At 66.9% G+C, this 15768-nt stretch carries 14 protein-coding genes; 10 read left to right on the top strand and 4 right to left on the bottom strand.

Features of this window, described 5'->3' with window-relative positions; all coding sequences use genetic code 11:
- Positions 1 to 693: a P-loop NTPase family protein gene (locus tag ACSFBL_RS21490; RefSeq protein WP_435517851.1), complete on the bottom strand. Its 693-nt coding sequence runs from the start codon at positions 691 to 693 to the stop codon at positions 1 to 3.
- A 195-nt stretch (positions 694 to 888) separates the two neighbouring features.
- Here ACSFBL_RS21490 and ACSFBL_RS21485 point away from each other — a divergent pair, with 195 nt between their 5' ends.
- Together ACSFBL_RS21485 and ACSFBL_RS21480 are read left to right on the top strand one after the other, a co-directional pair.
- Complete coding sequence (locus ACSFBL_RS21485) at positions 889 to 1206, top strand: helix-turn-helix transcriptional regulator (protein WP_435517850.1); 318 nt, start codon at positions 889 to 891, stop codon at positions 1204 to 1206.
- A complete protein-coding gene (locus ACSFBL_RS21480) occupies positions 1203 to 2573 on the top strand; it encodes a type II toxin-antitoxin system HipA family toxin (RefSeq protein WP_435517849.1) in 1371 nt (456 codons plus the stop codon). Before ACSFBL_RS21485 ends, ACSFBL_RS21480 begins: the two co-directional genes overlap by 4 nt.
- Before the next feature lie 199 nt (positions 2574 to 2772).
- Here ACSFBL_RS21480 and ACSFBL_RS21475 read toward each other — a convergent pair whose 3' ends face one another.
- A complete protein-coding gene (locus tag ACSFBL_RS21475) occupies positions 2773 to 3525 on the bottom strand; it encodes a hypothetical protein (protein WP_435517848.1) in 753 nt (250 codons plus the stop codon).
- A 104-nt stretch (positions 3526 to 3629) separates the two neighbouring features.
- Between ACSFBL_RS21475 and smc the strand changes: the two genes are divergently transcribed.
- From smc to def, 5 genes are all read left to right on the top strand, one after another.
- The gene (gene smc, locus ACSFBL_RS21470) at positions 3630 to 7145 is read left to right on the top strand and encodes a chromosome segregation protein SMC (protein WP_435517847.1); all 3516 of its coding nucleotides are present in this window, start codon (positions 3630 to 3632) and stop codon (positions 7143 to 7145) included.
- A gap of 13 nt (positions 7146 to 7158) precedes the next feature.
- Entirely contained in the window at positions 7159 to 8253 is a 1095-nt protein-coding gene (locus tag ACSFBL_RS21465) for a cell division protein ZipA C-terminal FtsZ-binding domain-containing protein (protein ID WP_435517846.1), read from the top strand.
- A gap of 124 nt (positions 8254 to 8377) precedes the next feature.
- Positions 8378 to 10471, top strand: a complete 2094-nt coding sequence (ligA, locus tag ACSFBL_RS21460; protein WP_435517845.1) for an NAD-dependent DNA ligase LigA — start codon at positions 8378 to 8380, stop codon at positions 10469 to 10471.
- A gap of 73 nt (positions 10472 to 10544) precedes the next feature.
- Positions 10545 to 10919, top strand: a complete 375-nt coding sequence (locus ACSFBL_RS21455; protein ID WP_435517844.1) for a hypothetical protein — start codon at positions 10545 to 10547, stop codon at positions 10917 to 10919.
- A 43-nt stretch (positions 10920 to 10962) separates the two neighbouring features.
- Positions 10963 to 11502, top strand: coding sequence for a peptide deformylase (gene def / locus ACSFBL_RS21450; RefSeq protein WP_435517843.1), 540 nt, complete (start codon positions 10963 to 10965; stop codon positions 11500 to 11502).
- A 206-nt stretch (positions 11503 to 11708) separates the two neighbouring features.
- Here def and ACSFBL_RS21445 read toward each other — a convergent pair whose 3' ends face one another.
- Positions 11709 to 12113, bottom strand: a complete 405-nt coding sequence (locus ACSFBL_RS21445; protein WP_435517842.1) for a DoxX family protein — start codon at positions 12111 to 12113, stop codon at positions 11709 to 11711.
- A gap of 157 nt (positions 12114 to 12270) precedes the next feature.
- Here ACSFBL_RS21445 and ACSFBL_RS21440 point away from each other — a divergent pair, with 157 nt between their 5' ends.
- From ACSFBL_RS21440 to ACSFBL_RS21430, 3 genes are read left to right on the top strand one after another with little or no spacing between them, the layout of a single operon-like run.
- Positions 12271 to 13302, top strand: a complete 1032-nt coding sequence (locus tag ACSFBL_RS21440; RefSeq protein WP_435517841.1) for an amino acid ABC transporter substrate-binding protein — start codon at positions 12271 to 12273, stop codon at positions 13300 to 13302.
- Complete coding sequence (locus ACSFBL_RS21435) at positions 13299 to 14303, top strand: amino acid ABC transporter permease (protein WP_435517840.1); 1005 nt, start codon at positions 13299 to 13301, stop codon at positions 14301 to 14303. The genes ACSFBL_RS21440 and ACSFBL_RS21435 overlap by 4 nt, the downstream gene beginning before the upstream one ends.
- Positions 14300 to 15358: an amino acid ABC transporter permease gene (locus tag ACSFBL_RS21430; RefSeq protein ID WP_435517839.1), complete on the top strand. Its 1059-nt coding sequence runs from the start codon at positions 14300 to 14302 to the stop codon at positions 15356 to 15358. The genes ACSFBL_RS21435 and ACSFBL_RS21430 overlap by 4 nt, the downstream gene beginning before the upstream one ends.
- On the opposite strand, the gene ACSFBL_RS21425 is transcribed toward ACSFBL_RS21430, so the two are convergent.
- The gene (locus tag ACSFBL_RS21425) at positions 15355 to 15759 is read right to left on the bottom strand and encodes a PPC domain-containing DNA-binding protein (RefSeq protein ID WP_435517838.1); all 405 of its coding nucleotides are present in this window, start codon (positions 15757 to 15759) and stop codon (positions 15355 to 15357) included. The two genes, ACSFBL_RS21430 and ACSFBL_RS21425, sit on opposite strands and share 4 nt — an antisense overlap.
- Positions 15760 to 15768 lie beyond the last annotated feature (9 nt).

Genomic DNA, 15768 nt, shown 5'->3' with positions numbered 1-15768 from the left:
CTACAGGGGCAATGTGTCGAAGGCTGCGTAAGCCGTAGCCAGCCAGGTCTTCACCCGCTGGCGTTCGAGCAACCCCAGCGCGTGCGGACCTTCGCGGTCGTTGACCGCCTTCCAGAAGCTCGTATTGCGCGCATCGATCTTGCGCATGCTCGCGTCATGCAGCCGGGGCAGGGCGATCACGCGCGCGCCGTTGGCCGTCGCCTTGCTGAGCGACTGCGATCCGAGCAGCAGGCCGAAGTCGTTCCCGCGGCCGTAGTTCTGCACCACGATGTAGTTCGGCCGATCGCCGAAGGTGTCGATCAGGATGCCGAGCAGGTCGCTCGAATCCTTGCCGTCGTCGAGCACGTGCCAGAAGTTGACGGCCACGCCCAACTCGGCGAACACGTCGAACAGGTCGGATTCCTTGATCCATCGCGACAGCGGCGCCAGCGTCTGCGCCGCCAGGTCGACGATCACGCTCTGCTGCGGATTGGTTTCGAAGCCGTTCACGACCGTGTCGAGGCCTTCGAAGCTGTCCACCACGACCGGCGAGGCGAAACCTTCGTAGAAGCGGGTGAAGGAGCTGTGGGAGCGATCGGTGTCGAAGCCGACGAAAGGACGGCTGTGATCGATGAAGTACTGCGCCAGAACCCGTGCGGTGACCGACTTGCCGACACCGCCCTTTTCGCCGCCGATGAAGTTGATGGAGCTCATGAGGTTCCTGGTTGATTGGATTGGAATCTGGAAATCATTCTAGGGGCGGGGCCGGGCGAAGCGCTTCCTTGCAGTGGTGCTCAGCAAAGTGTGCAGATCTTGAGTTGCTCAACTTAATGGGCTAAAACGGTTGACTTTCTCCTTTGCATTGCTCAATATCATGTGCATAGCCACCCTTTGCACATCTGGATGAGCATGACCAACCTCGCCGCCATCGGCAACTTCCTGCGACAGGCGCGCAAGGATCGCGCCATGACCGCTTCCGAACTCGCCTTGCAGGCCGGCGTTTCCCGCAACACGCTCGGCGCGCTCGAAGCCGGGCGCGGCAACGTCGAACTCAACACCTTGCTCGCATTGCTCAGGACGCTGGGGCTGGAGATGCAGTTCGTGCCGCAGGTTGTCGCCGATCTGACCCGCGGTGACCTGGAAACCAAGCCCACGGGCCTTCAGGATGAAGTGAGCAGCCTCATGCCGAGGTCTCGCAGGAGCCCGCCGCCGGGACGGCTGCGATGAGTGTCGTCCGGTCATTGCGGATCCGGCGCGGAACGGCCGATGTCGGGTCGTTGTTCGGCCTCGACGACGGACGCGTCTACTTCCGGTTCGACGACGCCTACGCCAAGGATCCGGCGCGGCCCGTGCTGTCGCAGCTCTACGTGGTGGCCCCGCCTGTCTCGGGCGGCGGCGAGCGTGCGGCGCAGGCGATCGCGGAAGCCGAGGCCGCCACGGTCGCGCAGTTGCTGGACCCCGCCCTGGACGTGAATCGCGGCGACGGCAAGTTCGGCTTGCCGCCTTTCTTCCAGAACCTGCTTCCCGAAGGTCCGCTGCGCAAGCAGCTCATCGGCGACCTGGGCCTCGACGTGGACGACGAGCTCGGCCTGCTGGCGGCCTGCGGCGCCGATCTCCCCGGCGACGTCTGGGCGAATGCCGAGACGCTCGACGAGGTCGCGCTGGGGCGGCTGATCGGCCAGAGCCGAGACAGCTACGAGATGAGTTCGGGGCAGGTGCCCACGCCGCAGCAAACCTCGATCTCGGGTGTCCAGCCGAAGGTGGCGCTCGTCGACGGCGGCGAGGGACGCTACGTGATGCGTTCGAAGCAATCGGACCAACGGCACTTCATCGGCAAGCTGCCGACTTCCGAATACGACAGGCTCCCCGAAGTCGAGTACAGCTCGCTGAAGCTGGCCGCCGCGGCTGGCGTGAACACTTGCGAGTTCTCGCTGCAACCGCTGTCGGCCATTGCGGACCAGTTGCCCTACGCCCTGCAGAAAGACGAGCGTAACTTTCTGCTGGTGTCCCGCTTCGATCGCGACGTCGACACTGAGACGCGGCGCCTGCACATGGAAGACTTTGCACAAGTCACCGGTACCCCGTCCGAATACAAGTATTCGGGAACCTACGCGGCCATCGGCCTGCTGCTCAAGCGTCGCTCGGCCCGGGGCTTGGCGGACGTTGCCGAACTGCTTCGGCGCATCAAGGTGTCGGAACTGCTGGGCAACTACGACGCGCACCTGAAGAACTTCAGCCTCGTCTACCCGCCGGGGCAGATCAAGCCCGAACTCTCGAGGGCCTACGACATCGTCGCATACGGCGTCTACTTCAAGGGATCGGGGCACGGCCTGCAGTTCTTTCCGGGCCAGAAGGACCGCACCCTGCTCACGCCCGGCACGCTGCGCCAGCTCGCCAATGCCTGGGACATTCCCGAAAAGCAACTCTCCGAAGTGGTCTCGGATTGCGTCGACCGGGCGATGACGACCTGGCCCGGCTTGCTGAAGACACTGCCGCTCACGCCTGCCCACCGCACGCGCCTGGCCGAGCACATCGAGACGAACGCCAGCGTAGCGTCCTGGCGCAAGCGTCATCCCGGCGCGGCGTGGTTCTAGGGCTTCGACGCCTCCCGCATGCGCAGCATGAGCTTGTCGACCAGCTCGGGCGATCGCAGGATCGAGCCGTGGTCCTCGTCGAAGCCGTCGACGAAATCGCGTCACTGCATGCCGGGCGCCAGCACGCTTTGCAGGGAAACCGCGCCATCGTTGTTGCCTGACAGAAGCGCGAACGGCCGCCATAGCCGAACCATCGGAATCAGTTCTTCGGAACCATCGAAAAGAAGGGCCCGAGGCTACCCAGAAACCAGTTCTGGCTGAAGTCCAGCGCCGCGCGCCGGTACTTCTCGTCCGCCTGTGCGGCCAGCAGGTCGAGCCGCGCGACCACCTTCGACAGTTCGCGATCGACCAGCAGGTTGCGCCCCCGCTCGCTGATCTCCGTGGCAAGAAGCAGGGGCTGCCCGTCCGGCCCGGTCTTGGAGCCGATGAGCCACAGCGAGATCTCCACATTGCGCGCAGCGCGAAAGCTGTTCTCGGCGTTGACGCCGTCGAGCATCGTCTGGTCCCAGGTGTTACCGTTGGCCTGCTTGAGCAGCGCCGCCCAACCGACCACCAGCGCCGCGACGCGGTCGCCCTCGTAGGGCTTGGGGCCGGTGTCGAACGCGAGGCGGATGGCGTCGATGCCGGTGGCGCCATGCAACTGGGGCAGGGCGGTCTCGTGCGAGATCGAATCCCAGGTGCGCTGGATCGCATCGTCCGCGCTGGTGGCCCACTTGCGCCACTCACGCGGATTGCGCCGGTACAAGGACACCTGCACCCGGCGCACGGACTGGAGGTTGTCGCGCAGCGCCAGGTTGGCGATGCGGTTGGCGCCCGTCTGGAGCCATTCCTTGTTGCCGTAGGGCTCGGCGCGCTCGGTGCTCGTGCACGCGGTCAGGCCCATCGCCGCGACGACCGACGCAAGCAGCAAGACGCGACGGCCGATAGCAGGGAAAACGGGGGTCTCGCTCATGGCCTGCACGTTATCATCCTCGCCTCAGGTGGCGGCCGATCTTCCGGGTCCAGGCCAGCGAAATCCCCTTACAAATCAACACCTTGCCTTAGGGCTGACCCGCCGTGCGTCTCAATTCCATCAAGCTTTCCGGCTTCAAGTCGTTCGCCGAACCCACCAATTTCCTGCTGCCGGGCCAACTCGTGGGCGTGGTCGGTCCCAACGGTTGCGGCAAGTCGAACATCATGGACGCCGTGCGCTGGGTGCTCGGCGAGTCCCGCGCTTCCGAACTTCGCGGCGAGTCGATGCAGGACGTCATCTTCAACGGCACGACCACCCGCAAGCAGGCGAGCCGTTCGAGCGTGGAACTGGTGTTCGACAACGCCGACCACCGTGCCGGGGGCCAGTGGTCGCAGTTCGCGGAAATCGCGGTCAAGCGCGTGCTGACCCGCGACGGCAACTCCAGCTACTACATCAACAACCAGCCGGTGCGCCGCCGCGACGTGCAGGACGTGTTCCTCGGCACCGGCCTCGGCCCGCGCGCCTACGCCATCATCGGGCAGGGCACGATCAGCCGGATCATCGAGTCGAAGCCCGAGGAGTTGCGTCTCTTCCTCGAAGAGGCGGCCGGGGTTTCCAAGTACAAGGAACGCCGCCGCGAGACCGAGAACCGCCTCGGCGACACGCGCGAGAACCTCACGCGCGTCGAAGACATCCTGCGTGAACTCAACAGCAACCTCGAAAGGCTGGAGAAGCAGGCCGAGGTCGCCGCACGCTACAACACGCTGACCGGCGACGCCACGCGCAAGCAGCACCAGCTGTGGTTCCTGAAGCGCACCGAAAGCGAATCCGACCAGGCCCGCGTCAAGGCCGACGCCGAGAAGGCCATCAACGACCTCGAATCACGCACGGCCGACCTGCGCCACATCGAGGCCGAACTCGAAACCGTGCGGCAGGCCCACTACGCCGCCGGTGACCAGGTCAATCAGGCGCAAGGCAAGCTGTACGAAGCCAGCGCCGAAGTCGGCCGGCTCGAAGGCGAGATCCGCTTCGTGGTCGAAGGCCGCCAGCGTGTCGAACAACGCCTCGTGCAACTGCGCGAACAGATCGCGCAGTGGAGCACCCGCCGCGAAGATGCCGAAGCCGAGATCGAGACCCTCGCCGGCCAAGGCGTGAACGCGGAAGAGCAGGCCGAACTGCTGGCCGCGCAGCTCGAGGAGCACGACGCTCGCATGCCGGAACTCGAAGATGCGCAACAGCGCGCACAGGACGAGGCCAATGCCCAGCGCGCGACGGTCTCCCAGGTGCAGCAGCAGATCCAGGTGCTTGCGGCCGACCAGCGCAACATCGAGGAGCAGAGCCGCCAGCTCAACCAGCGTGCCGAGCGACTGCGCACCGACCAGAACGCACTGGCAGCGCCCGACGAAGCGCGCCTGCGCGACTTGCAGGAGCAACTCGCCGCGGCCCAGGAAGCATCCGCCGAAGCCGACGCGCGATTGCAGGATCTGCAGGAAGCCGTGCCGCAGCTCGATGACGATCGCCGCAACCGCCAGCAGGCCGTCAACACCGAGGGTGCGCGCCATGCCGAACTCTCGGCGCGACTCGAAGCGCTCAAGGCGCTCCAGGAGAAGGTCAAGACCGACGGCAAGCTCGCGCCCTGGCTCGCCAAGCATGGCCTCGAAAGCCTGCAGGGCCTCTGGAGTCGCATCCACGTCGAGCAGGGCTGGGAAAACGCCCTCGAATCCGCGCTGCGCGAGCGCCTGGGTGCCCTCGAGGTCAGCCGGCTCGACATGGTCCGCGCCTTCGGTGGCGACGCACCGCCGGCCAAGCTGGCCTTCTACTCGCCGCCCCTGGCGGGCGTGCCGCAAGGCGCGACGACGATGCCGCGCCTGTCGGACCTGCTGCGTCTGAGCGACGCGGGCCAGCAGGCCCTGCTGGCCGAGTGGCTGCATGGCTGCTTCACGGCGGAGACCCTCGAAGACGCCCTGGCGCAGCGCGACAAGCTGCAGCCGGGCGAGGCGATCTATGTCAAGAGCGGCCACGCGGTCACGGCGCACAGCGTGAGCTTTTATGCCCAGGATTCCGAGCAGGCCGGCCTGTTGGCCCGCCAGCAGGAAATGGAGAACCTGGAACGTCAGCTGCGCGCGCAGACGCTCATCGCCGACGAGTCGCGCACCGCGCTCGCCCGCGCCGAGGCTGCGTACGGCGATGCAGCCCAACGACTGGTCACCGCGCGCCGCGAAGCCGCCGATACGCAATCGCGCGCCCACGAGTTCCAGGTCGAAACCCTGCGCCTCTCGCAATTGGCCGAGCAGACGCGCGCCCGCAGCGAGCAGTTGTCCAACGACCTCGGCGAGGTCAACGCCCAGCTTGAAGAACTGCAGGAAAGGCGCGTCGCGGCCGAGTCACGTTTCGAAGAACTCGACATGCAGCTCGCCGACAGCCAGGAGCGCCATGCCCAGCTCGATGAGCGCGTGATCGAGGCCGGCCGAGCCTTGGCCGCCAGCCGAGAGCAGCACCGCAGTCTGGAGCGCCAGGCCCAGGAAGCCACCTTCGCGCAGCGCACGCTCGAAGCACGGCGTGGCGAACTCAGCCGCGCCATCGAGACGGCGACGCAGCAGACCGTGTCGCTGAACGAGGAAGACGAACGCGCCCGCGCCGAACTCGGTCGCCTTTCCGACGCGGCGGCGCAGGCCGGCCTGCAGGATGCGCTGTCGCTCAAGCTCGAACGCGAATCCGCGCTCGGCGCCTCGCGCAGCCAGTACGACGATCTCACGCTCAAGCTGCGTGCCAGCGACGAACGCCGCCTGCAGCTCGAGCGCGAACTCGACCCGCTGCGCCAGCGCATCACGGACTTCCAGCTGAAGGAACAGGCCGCGCGCCTGGGCTTCGAGCAATACCAGCAACTGCTGACCGATGCCCAGGCCGATCTCGAAGCGGTCGCGCTGTCGATCGAGACCGACAAGGTGCGGCTCACCGGCCTGCAAAGCGAAATCGATCGCCTGAACCGCGAAGTGGCGTCGCTCGGCGCCGTCAACCTCGCCGCGCTCGACGAGCTGAACGTGGCACGCGAGCGCAAGACCTTCCTCGATGCGCAGTCCGCCGACCTGAACGAAGCCATCGGCACGCTCGAAGACGCCATCCGCAAGATCGACGCCGAGACGCGCGACCTGCTGGGCGGCACCTTCAAGATCGTCAACGAGCACTTCAGTCGCATGTTCCCGGAGCTGTTCGGCGGCGGCAACGCCAGGCTCATGATGACCGGCGACGAAATCCTCGACTCCGGCGTGCAGGTGATGGCGCAGCCGCCGGGCAAGAAGAACCAGACCATCCACCTGCTGTCGGGCGGCGAAAAGGCGCTGACGGCCATCGCGCTCGTCTTCGCGATCTTCCAGCTCAACCCCGCGCCGTTTTGCCTGCTGGACGAAGTGGATGCGCCGCTGGACGACGCCAACACCGAGCGCTATGCCAAACTCGTGACCGCCATGAGCCGCGAAACCCAGTTCCTCTTCATCAGCCACAACAAGATCGCGATGGAGATGGCCGAACAGCTCATCGGCGTGACCATGCAGGAGCAGGGCGTTTCGCGCATCGTGGCCGTGGACATGGAATCGGCCGTCTCGATGGTCGAAGCGGCCTGAGCAAGCGCGGTTCATGAGCAGCCTCACCGTCGCCCTCGCCATCCTCGGCGGACTCGTCCTTGCCACCGTCGTCGGCTACAACGCCTGGACCTCCCATCGCAATGCGCCCCGGCAGCCCGATGCCAGCGACAGCGAGCCACCCGAATCCCCGCCGTCATCGCAAGGCGAGCAGGAACCCGTGCTCCATGTCGATCCGCACCAGGTGCCCGGCAACGAACGGCACGAGCCGCTGTTCGACCCCGACCTGCCGGCGCCCACCGCGCTGGCGATGCCCACGGGCGACCGCCGCGGCGGACTGGATCCGCTGATCGACGTGATCGCGCCGATCTCGCTCGACGGGCTCGCGTCGGGCGACGCGGCCATCGCCGCCATGCCGGCCACGCGCCGGGCGGGCAGCAAGCCGGTCGCGGTCGAAGGCCTCAACGAACACACCGGCGAATGGGAGCCGGCGGTGGCCGGCCAGCGCTACGGCGCCTTCCAGGTCGGCGTGCAGTTGGCGAACCGCACCGGGGCGCTCAACGAGATCGAGTACTCCGAGTTCGTCGTCAAGGCACAGGCCTTTGCCGACGCCGTCAATGGTGCGCCGGAGTTTCCCGAAATGCTCGATGAAGTGGGCCGGGCCCGCGAGCTCGACCAGTTCGCGAGTTCGCACGATGCACAGTTGAGCTTCGTGCTGCGCGCCCGGCACGCCGCGTGGAGCCCCGGCTATGTGCAGCAGAACGCGGCACGCCTCGGCTTCGTGGCCGGGATCATTCCGGGGCGCATGGTGTTGCCGGCGGGCGAAGTGGGATTGCCGCCGATCCTCGGCCTGTCGTTCGACACACAAGCGGCGCTGGCGGATGACCCGGCGCAATCGGCGATCCGCGAACTGACGCTGAGTCTCGACGTGCCGCAGGTCGATCGCATCGAGCGGCCCTTCGAGCGCATGCGTGAAGCCGCTGCCACGCTGGCGCGCGAGATGGATGGCATCGTGACCGACAGCGACGGCCAGCCGCTGCGCGACGAGACCATGGACGTGATCGGCGGCGACCTCGAACAGCTCTACGACACGCTGGATACGCGCGACCTCTCGGCGGGGTCGCCGTTGGCGCGCCGCCTGTTTAGCTAGCCCACCCCCAGGCTTGCCCACTTCGTGTGGCCGCCTACCCCCTGCGAGGGGGCGATACCGGCGGCCCGGCTAAGCCGGTTCCGCGGTATCCCTTGAATTGGGTACATTGACGGATCGACACTTTATGAAGACTACGCAGGAAGACGCAGCGCGCGAAGCGGCCGCATTGAGCGAGCAGTTGCATCGCCACGCCCATCTCTACTACGTGCTCGATGCGCCCGAGTTGCCTGACGCGGAGTACGACAAGCTCTTCCAGCGCCTGCAGGCGATCGAGGCCGAATTCCCTGAACTGCGCACGGCCGATTCGCCGACGCAGCGCGTGGGCGGCAAGCCGCTCGACGGTTTCACCAAGGTGCGCCACAAGGTGCCGATGCTGTCGATCCGTACCGAGACCGACATCACCCCCGCCGGCGCGAGCGCCTTCGATGCGCGCGTGCGCAAGGAACTCGGCCTGGCCGAGGACGCGCCGCAGGTGAAATACGTCTGCGAACTCAAGTTCGACGGACTGGCGCTGAATCTTCGCTACGAGAACGGCGTGCTGGTGCAGGCGGCGACGCGCGGCGACGGCGAAGTCGGCGAGGAGGTCACGCAGAACATCCGCACGGTCCAGCAGATCCCGCTTCGGCTGCAGGGCAAGCCGTCGGAGATTCCGCCCGTCGTTGAAGTGCGCGGCGAGGTCTACATGCGGCGCGACGACTTCGATGCGCTCAACGAGCGCCAGCGCGAGAAGATCGCGGCGGGCCAGAAGAACGAGAAGGTCTTCGTCAACCCGCGCAATGCGGCAGCCGGCGCGGTGCGCCAACTGGACCCCGCCATCGCCGCCGCGCGGCCCTTGAGCTTCTTCGCCTACGGGCTCGGCGAGGTCACGCCGCCTGACCAGGGCGGTCCGGATTGCCCGACGCAGTTCGACTGGCTCCAGCAGTTCCATGCCTGGGGTTTCCCGGTCGCGACGCAGACCACGCGCGCGCGTGGCGCGATCGAGCTGATCGCCTTCCACGAGACGATGGGACGCCAGCGCGACGCGCTGCCCTACGACATCGACGGTGTGGTCTACAAGGTCGATAGCGTCGAACTGCAACGCCAGCTCGGCTTCGTCTCGCGCGAACCGCGCTGGGCCGTGGCGCACAAGTACCCGGCACAGGAACAACTGACCGAGGTGCTGGCGATCGAGGTGCAGGTAGGCCGTACCGGCAAGCTCACGCCGGTGGCCAAGCTGGCGCCGGTGTTCGTCGGCGGCGTGACGGTGACCAACGCCACGCTGCACAACGAGGACGAGGCGCGGCGCAAGGATGTGCGCGTGGGCGACACAGTCATCGTTCGGCGCGCGGGCGACGTCATCCCCGAGGTGGTGGGCGTGCTGCCCGAGAGCGCCGCGCGACCGGACGACCAGCGCGGCCCGGTGTTCACCATGCCGCACAAGTGCCCGGTCTGCGGCTCCGACGCCGTGCGCGAGGAGGGTGAGGTCGACTACCGCTGCACGGGCGGCCTCTTTTGCGGCGCACAACGCAAGGAGGCCATCCTCCATTTCGCGGCGCGGCGTGCGCTCGACATCGAGGGTCTGGGCGACAAACTGGTCGAGCAGATGGTCGACGCCAACCTGATCCGCACCCTGCCGGATCTTTACAAGCTCGGCTTCAGCACGCTGGCCGGCCTCGATCGCATGGCGGACAAATCGGCGAAGAACATCGTCGATGCGCTGGAGGCGTCGAAGAAGACCACCTTGCCGCGCTTCCTGTTCGGCCTCGGTATCCGGCATATCGGCGAGACCACGGCGAAGGACCTGTCCAGGCACTTCGGCAAGCTCGACGCGATCATGGACGCGACCGAAGAGCAGTTGCTCGAAGTGAACGACGTGGGGCCGGTGGTCGCCACCAGCGTGCGCACCTTCTTCGACCAGCCGCACAACCGCGAAGTGGTCGAGCAGCTTCGCGCCTGTGGCGTCCACTGGGAAGAGGGCGAGCCGGCCGAGCGGGCGCCGAAGCCGCTCGCGGGGAAGACCTTCGTCATCACCGGGACGCTTCCTACATTGGGCCGCGACGAGGCCAAGGACAAACTTGAAACCGCCGGTGCCAAGGTGGCCGGCTCCGTGAGCAAGAAAACCGACTACGTGGTGGCCGGTGCCGAAGCCGGCAGCAAGCTCGACAAGGCGCGCGACCTGGGCGTGGCGGTGATCGACGAAGCGCAGATGCTCGAGATTCTCGAAAAAGGTCTACCGTAGAGCCTTCGGGAATTGCCCTGTCAACAGCGCCGCTCGCGACCCGTTGAGCAGGAAGATGACCCAGGAGGCTCGAATGAACCGGATTCGCTCTCTGTCAGCCGGCATCGCCATCGGCGCCACCGCTTTTCTCGGCGGCTGCGTGGCGCCGGGCCCTTACTACACCAGCAGCGGCTATCCGTACTACGTCGAGCCCGGCCCGGTGGTCGTGTCGCCTTCGCTCTATGTGGGCGGGGGATGCTGCTGGGGCAACTACTGGGGTTGGGGCGGCGGCTACTGGGGCGGCTACTACGGGCGCCCGGCCTACTGGGGTGGCTACTACGGCCGGCCCGGCTACTACGGCGGGTACTACGGGCACGGAGGCTATTACGGTCGCGCCGGCTACTACGGCGGCGGTGTCTATGCCCGAGGCGGCTACTACGGTGGCGGCCGCGGCGGCGGCCGGCGATAAAAGCACCAGGCCTCGCCGGACGCAGCGCCGCGATAATCCCGCGATGGCCATCCGCGAAATCCTCAAGATGGGCGACCCTCGCTTGCTGCGCATCGCACAGCCGGTCGCCGCCTTCGACACCGACGAGCTGCACCTGCTGGTGCGGGACATGTTCGAGACCATGCGAGCCGTCAACGGCGCCGGGCTGGCCGCGCCGCAGATCGGCGTCGACCAGCAACTCGTGATCTTCGGCACCGACACAGTCAATCCACGCTACCCAGACGCGCCCATCGTGCCGCGCTCCGTGCTGGTCAACCCGGTCATCACGCCCATCGGTGTCGAGGAAGAGGAAGGCTGGGAGGGCTGTCTCTCCGTGCCCGGCCTGCGCGGCGTCGTGCCGCGCTTCGCCAACATCCGCTACACCGGCTTCGACCCCTACGGCGACCCCATCGATCGCACAGTGAGCGGCTTCCACGCCCGTGTGGTGCAACACGAGGTCGACCACCTGCTAGGCAAGCTGTACCCGATGCGCATGCGCGACTTCTCGCGCTTCGGCTACACCGACATCCTCTTCCCAGGCCTCGACGCCGCCGAAGACGACTGAGTTAGCCCGAGGCAGCCAACCCAGAAATCCCACGGAACCGGCTCTGCCGGGCCGTAGGGATTGCCCCTGGAAGGGGGTGGAGAGCGACACGAAGTGCGCGAGCCTGGGGGTGGTCCCAGGAACCCCGCGGAACCGGCTCCGCCGGGCCGTAGGGATTGCCCCCTGAAAGGGGGTGGAGAGCGACACGAAGTGCGCGAGCCTGGGGGTTAGTTGTACCTTCCGCTGGTGCCTGCAACGCTGAAACGTCCGGCGCCCAGGAATGCCAGTGCCAAGGCGGCAAACAGGAACATGCCCTGCAGTTCCAGCGCCCAGCCGCCGCTCTTGCCGAGGTTCCCGATGTCCTTGAGGTGCACCAGCCAGATCGCGACCAGCATGTTGATGACCGTGATCCACGCGGCGGGCCGCGTGTAGATGCCGACGATCATCAGCACCGGCGCCACGATCTCGCCGATGTAGACGAGGTAGGCCAGCGCGCCCGGCAGACCGTGAGAGGTGATCATCCCCTCGATCCCGCCGACGCCCGTGCTGAGCTTGCTGATGCCGTGGAGCAGGATCAGGATGCCGAGCGCCAGGCGCAGGACGAGTTTGCCGGTGTCATCGGAACGGATCATGTTGAAAGCCTTTCAGTTTGAAAAAACAGGCGCGATTGTGGTCGATTGGAGCGACCCCTTTCAGAATTTGCTTCGAACCCGTGGCTCCTTGGCAGACTCCGGCGCCGGCCCGTAAACTGCCCGCTGCCTACACACCGAGAGAGAAGAGGATCCCCGAATGAACCAACGCATCCGCCCGGCGCTCGCCGCCGTCGCCGCCACGCTGGCCCTTGTCGCCGCACCCGCCTTCGCCGGCAAGACGCTCGACGCCGTCAAGCAGCGCGGCACCGTCAAGTGCGGCGTGACCAATGGCGTGGCCGGCTTCTCGGCGCCCGACACGCAGGGCAATTGGTCCGGGCTGGACGTCGACACCTGCCGCGCCATCGCCGCGGCGGTGCTGGGCGACGGCAAGAAGGTGGAGTTCGTTCCCCTCAACTCGCAGCAGCGCTTCTCGGCCCTCCAGGCCGGCGAGATCGACATCCTCGCGCGCAACACCACCTGGACCCTGACACGCGACGCATCGCTCGGCTTCAACTTCACGACCATCACTTACTACGACGGCCAGGGCTTCCTGGTGCCGAAGAAGATCAAGGTGACGAGCGCCAAGCAACTCAAGAACGCGACGATCTGCACGCAGTCGGGCACCACCAACGAGAAGAACGTCGCCGACTACTTCAAGGCACAGAACATCCCGGTCAAGACGGTTGTGTTCGAAAGCTTCGAGGCCTCGTTCAAGGCCTTCTTCGCCGGCCGTTGCCAAGCCTTCACCACGGACACCTCCGCACTTGCGGGCCTGCGCAACAAGGAAGCGCCCAATCCGGACGACTACGTGATCCTGCCCGAACTGATCTCGAAGGAGCCGCTGGCGCCGCTGGTGCGTCGCGGGGACGACGAATGGTTCGCCATCGCCAAGTGGGTGCCGAACGCGCTCATCGAGGCCGAGGAGTTCGGCATCACCCAGGCCAACATCGATGAGCTCAAGGCCAGCAGCAAGGATCCGGCGCAGCAGCGCCTGGTCGGCACCGGCGATGACCTCGGCAAGCTCCTGGGCCTGGACAAGGACTGGTCGTACCGTGCGATCAAGGCGGTGGGCAACTACGGTGAGGTCTTCGAGCGCAACGTCGGGCCGAAGTCGGTGCTCAAGCTGCCGCGTGGATCGAACAACCTCTGGAACAAGGGCGGGCTGATGTACGGATTGCCCGTTCGATGAGTTCAGGGGCGCCCGACGGGCGCCGCGCCGTCTGGCTCGCCTGGGCGGCTCAGGCGCTGTTGATTGCCGCGGTGGTCGGGGGCGCTTTCTGGCTCGTGCACCATGCACTGGAAGTCTTGCGTGCACGCGGCGTGCGTTCCGGCTTCGACTTCCTGCTGCAGCCGGCTGGTTTCGAAATCTCCGAGGGCTGGCTCGACTTCCACGCCGGCCAGCCCTACTGGCGCGCGTTCCTTGCGGGCCTGATCAACACCGTTCGCGCCGCGATCCCTGCCGCCGTGATGGCGGTCCTGCTGGGCACGCTGATCGGCATCGGCCGCCTCGCGCCCCATGTGTTGGTGCGGGGCCTGTGCGGGGCCTATGTCGAGACGATACGCAACATCCCGCTGCTGGTGCAGTTGCTGATGCTGTACTTCGCGCTCACCCAACTGCTCCCCGATTCGACCGAGCCGCTCGAACTGCTGCCCGACTTCTGGCTCAGCAAGGACGGGCTGTCGATGCCATGGCCCGTGAGGGAAGAGGGCGCCTTCTGGCCCAGCCACTTTGAATGGCCGGAGCGCGGCAGCTTCAACGTGAGCGGCGGCGCGGCGCTGAGCCCTGAATACCTCGCGGTCGTGATCGCGCTGGGGCTCTACACGGCTTCGTTCGTGGCGGAGATCGTGCGGGCGGGCATCACGTCCGTGTCGCAGGGCCAGAAGCTCGCGGCGCAGGCCTTGGGGTTGTCGCCGTGGCAGCAACTGCGCCTGGTGGTGATGCCGCAGGCGCTGCGCGTGATCGTTCCCGCGCTGACCAACCAGTTGCTGAGCCTGACCAAGAACTCCTCGCTGGCCGTGGCGGTGGGGTATCCGGAACTGGTGTCCATCGCAAATACCTCGCTCAATTCCACGGGCCGCGCCTTCGAGTGCATCGCCGTGATCATGGGGGTGTACCTCGTCCTGTCGCTGCTGATCTCAGGCGGCATGAACCGCTACAACGCGCGCGTTGCGCTGAGGGGATGGCGATGATCGGCGCGGCGCGTCCGGCCATCGCATGGCGGCAGGAACTGTGGGGATCGCCGTTGCGCATCGCGTCGACGGTCGCGCTCATCGTCCTGTTCGCCTGGGCCGGCTTTCACGCCGTGGAGTGGGCGGTCCTGCACGCGGTGTTCCGTCCCGATGCCGACGCCTGCCGCGCGGTGCAGCACGGGGCGTGCTGGGGCGTGGTCGCCGAGAAGTGGCGTCCGATCCTGTTCGGGCGGTATCCGTACGAGGACCAATGGCGGCCCGCGATCGCCGTCACCGTGCTGTCGCTGACGACCATGCTCAGCGCCTGGCCGCGCTCATGGCGGTGGTGGCTGCTGCCGCTCTGGGTGGTGGCGCTCGGGTTGTTCGTCGTGCTGATGCGTGGCGGCGTTCTCGGCCTGGATTTCGTGCCGACAAATCGATGGGGCGGACTGCCGTTGACCATCGGGCTGGCGGTCGTCGGCCTTGCGATGGCTTTTCCGCTGGCGCTTCTGCTCGCCCTCGGTCGGCGGTCGCAGTGGCCGGTCGTTCGCACGCTCTGCGCGACCTACATCGAACTCGTGCGCGGCGTGCCGCTGATCTCGGTGCTGTTCATGGCCTCGTTCCTGTTGCCGCTGCTCTGGCCCGCGGGATGGCAGCCCGACGTGCTGCTGCGCGTGCTCGCCGGCCTGTCGCTGTTCGTCGCGGCCTACCTGGCCGAGATCATCCGTGGCGGGCTGCAGGCGGTGCCACGGGGCCAGACGGAGGTCGCCATGGCGCTGGGTTTCGGCCGCTGGCCCGTGCAGCGCGACATCATCCTGCCGCAGGCGCTGCGCCTCGTGGTGCCGGCGCTGACCAACAGCGTGGTCGGCACGCTGAAAGACACCTCGCTCGTCACCGTGGTGGGCCTGTTCGAGCTGACGGGTGCGCTGGGCCTCGCCCTTGGCGGCGATCCGACCTGGCGGCCGTTCTACCTCGAGGGCTATCTCTTCATCGCGCTGGTGTACTGGGTGCTGTGCTTCGGGCTGTCGCGCTACAGCGTGTGGTTGGAGCGGCGGCTGGCGGCCGGGCGCGACTAAGCGCCGTCGGACTTGCGGATGGCCAGTTCGGGATAGCCGGTTGCCGTATCGAATTCGCGAGAGAAGCGCCATTCGGGAAGCCACGCCACCAGCAACTCGGCGGTCGTGCGAACGATGCAGCCCGGCGCGACGTGACCACCGTGAACCTGGCCTTCCGCGTCGGACACGCTCATGTGCAGGTGCGAGCCCTGGGGCGTCAGCGTGCCCGAGAGGGTGAGGATTTCCAGGTTGCCCACGAGCAAGTCGGGCGCGTCGACGCCGGCGTAGCGCAGGCGCGCGGTGCTCAGGCTACCGATTCCCGCGACGACGAATGCGGCCTCGCAGGCCTGCGAGGCGAGTGCCGCATCCAGCGCGCGGCGCAGATCGTCGCCGGGATTCAGGCGCAGCGGCGTCGCATCCAAGGCCGACTC

Origin of the sequence: Variovorax glacialis, assembly GCF_051216375.1 — a bacterium.
Taxonomy (GTDB): domain Bacteria; phylum Pseudomonadota; class Gammaproteobacteria; order Burkholderiales; family Burkholderiaceae_C; genus Variovorax.
Note: the sequence above shows the minus strand (reverse complement) of the source record. Positions and strands in the feature narration are given on the sequence as shown.

Excerpts from the sequence above, each read along its gene's own strand:
- ACSFBL_RS21490 (WP_435517851.1), bottom strand. The coding sequence starts at position 693 with ATGAGCTCCATCAACTTCATCGGCGGCGAAAAGGGCGGTGTCGGCAAG.
- def (WP_435517843.1), top strand. The coding sequence starts at position 10,963 with ATGGCCATCCGCGAAATCCTCAAGATGGGCGACCCTCGCTTGCTGCGC.
- ACSFBL_RS21430 (WP_435517839.1), top strand. The coding sequence starts at position 14,300 with ATGATCGGCGCGGCGCGTCCGGCCATCGCATGGCGGCAGGAACTGTGG.
- ligA (WP_435517845.1), top strand. The coding sequence starts at position 8,378 with ATGAAGACTACGCAGGAAGACGCAGCGCGCGAAGCGGCCGCATTGAGC.
- ACSFBL_RS21455 (WP_435517844.1), top strand. The coding sequence starts at position 10,545 with ATGAACCGGATTCGCTCTCTGTCAGCCGGCATCGCCATCGGCGCCACC.
- ACSFBL_RS21465 (WP_435517846.1), top strand. The coding sequence starts at position 7,159 with ATGAGCAGCCTCACCGTCGCCCTCGCCATCCTCGGCGGACTCGTCCTT.
- ACSFBL_RS21480 (WP_435517849.1), top strand. The coding sequence starts at position 1,203 with ATGAGTGTCGTCCGGTCATTGCGGATCCGGCGCGGAACGGCCGATGTC.
- ACSFBL_RS21435 (WP_435517840.1), top strand. The coding sequence starts at position 13,299 with ATGAGTTCAGGGGCGCCCGACGGGCGCCGCGCCGTCTGGCTCGCCTGG.
- ACSFBL_RS21440 (WP_435517841.1), top strand. The coding sequence starts at position 12,271 with ATGAACCAACGCATCCGCCCGGCGCTCGCCGCCGTCGCCGCCACGCTG.
- ACSFBL_RS21445 (WP_435517842.1), bottom strand. The coding sequence starts at position 12,113 with ATGATCCGTTCCGATGACACCGGCAAACTCGTCCTGCGCCTGGCGCTC.
- ACSFBL_RS21485 (WP_435517850.1), top strand. The coding sequence starts at position 889 with ATGACCAACCTCGCCGCCATCGGCAACTTCCTGCGACAGGCGCGCAAG.
- ACSFBL_RS21475 (WP_435517848.1), bottom strand. The coding sequence starts at position 3,525 with ATGAGCGAGACCCCCGTTTTCCCTGCTATCGGCCGTCGCGTCTTGCTG.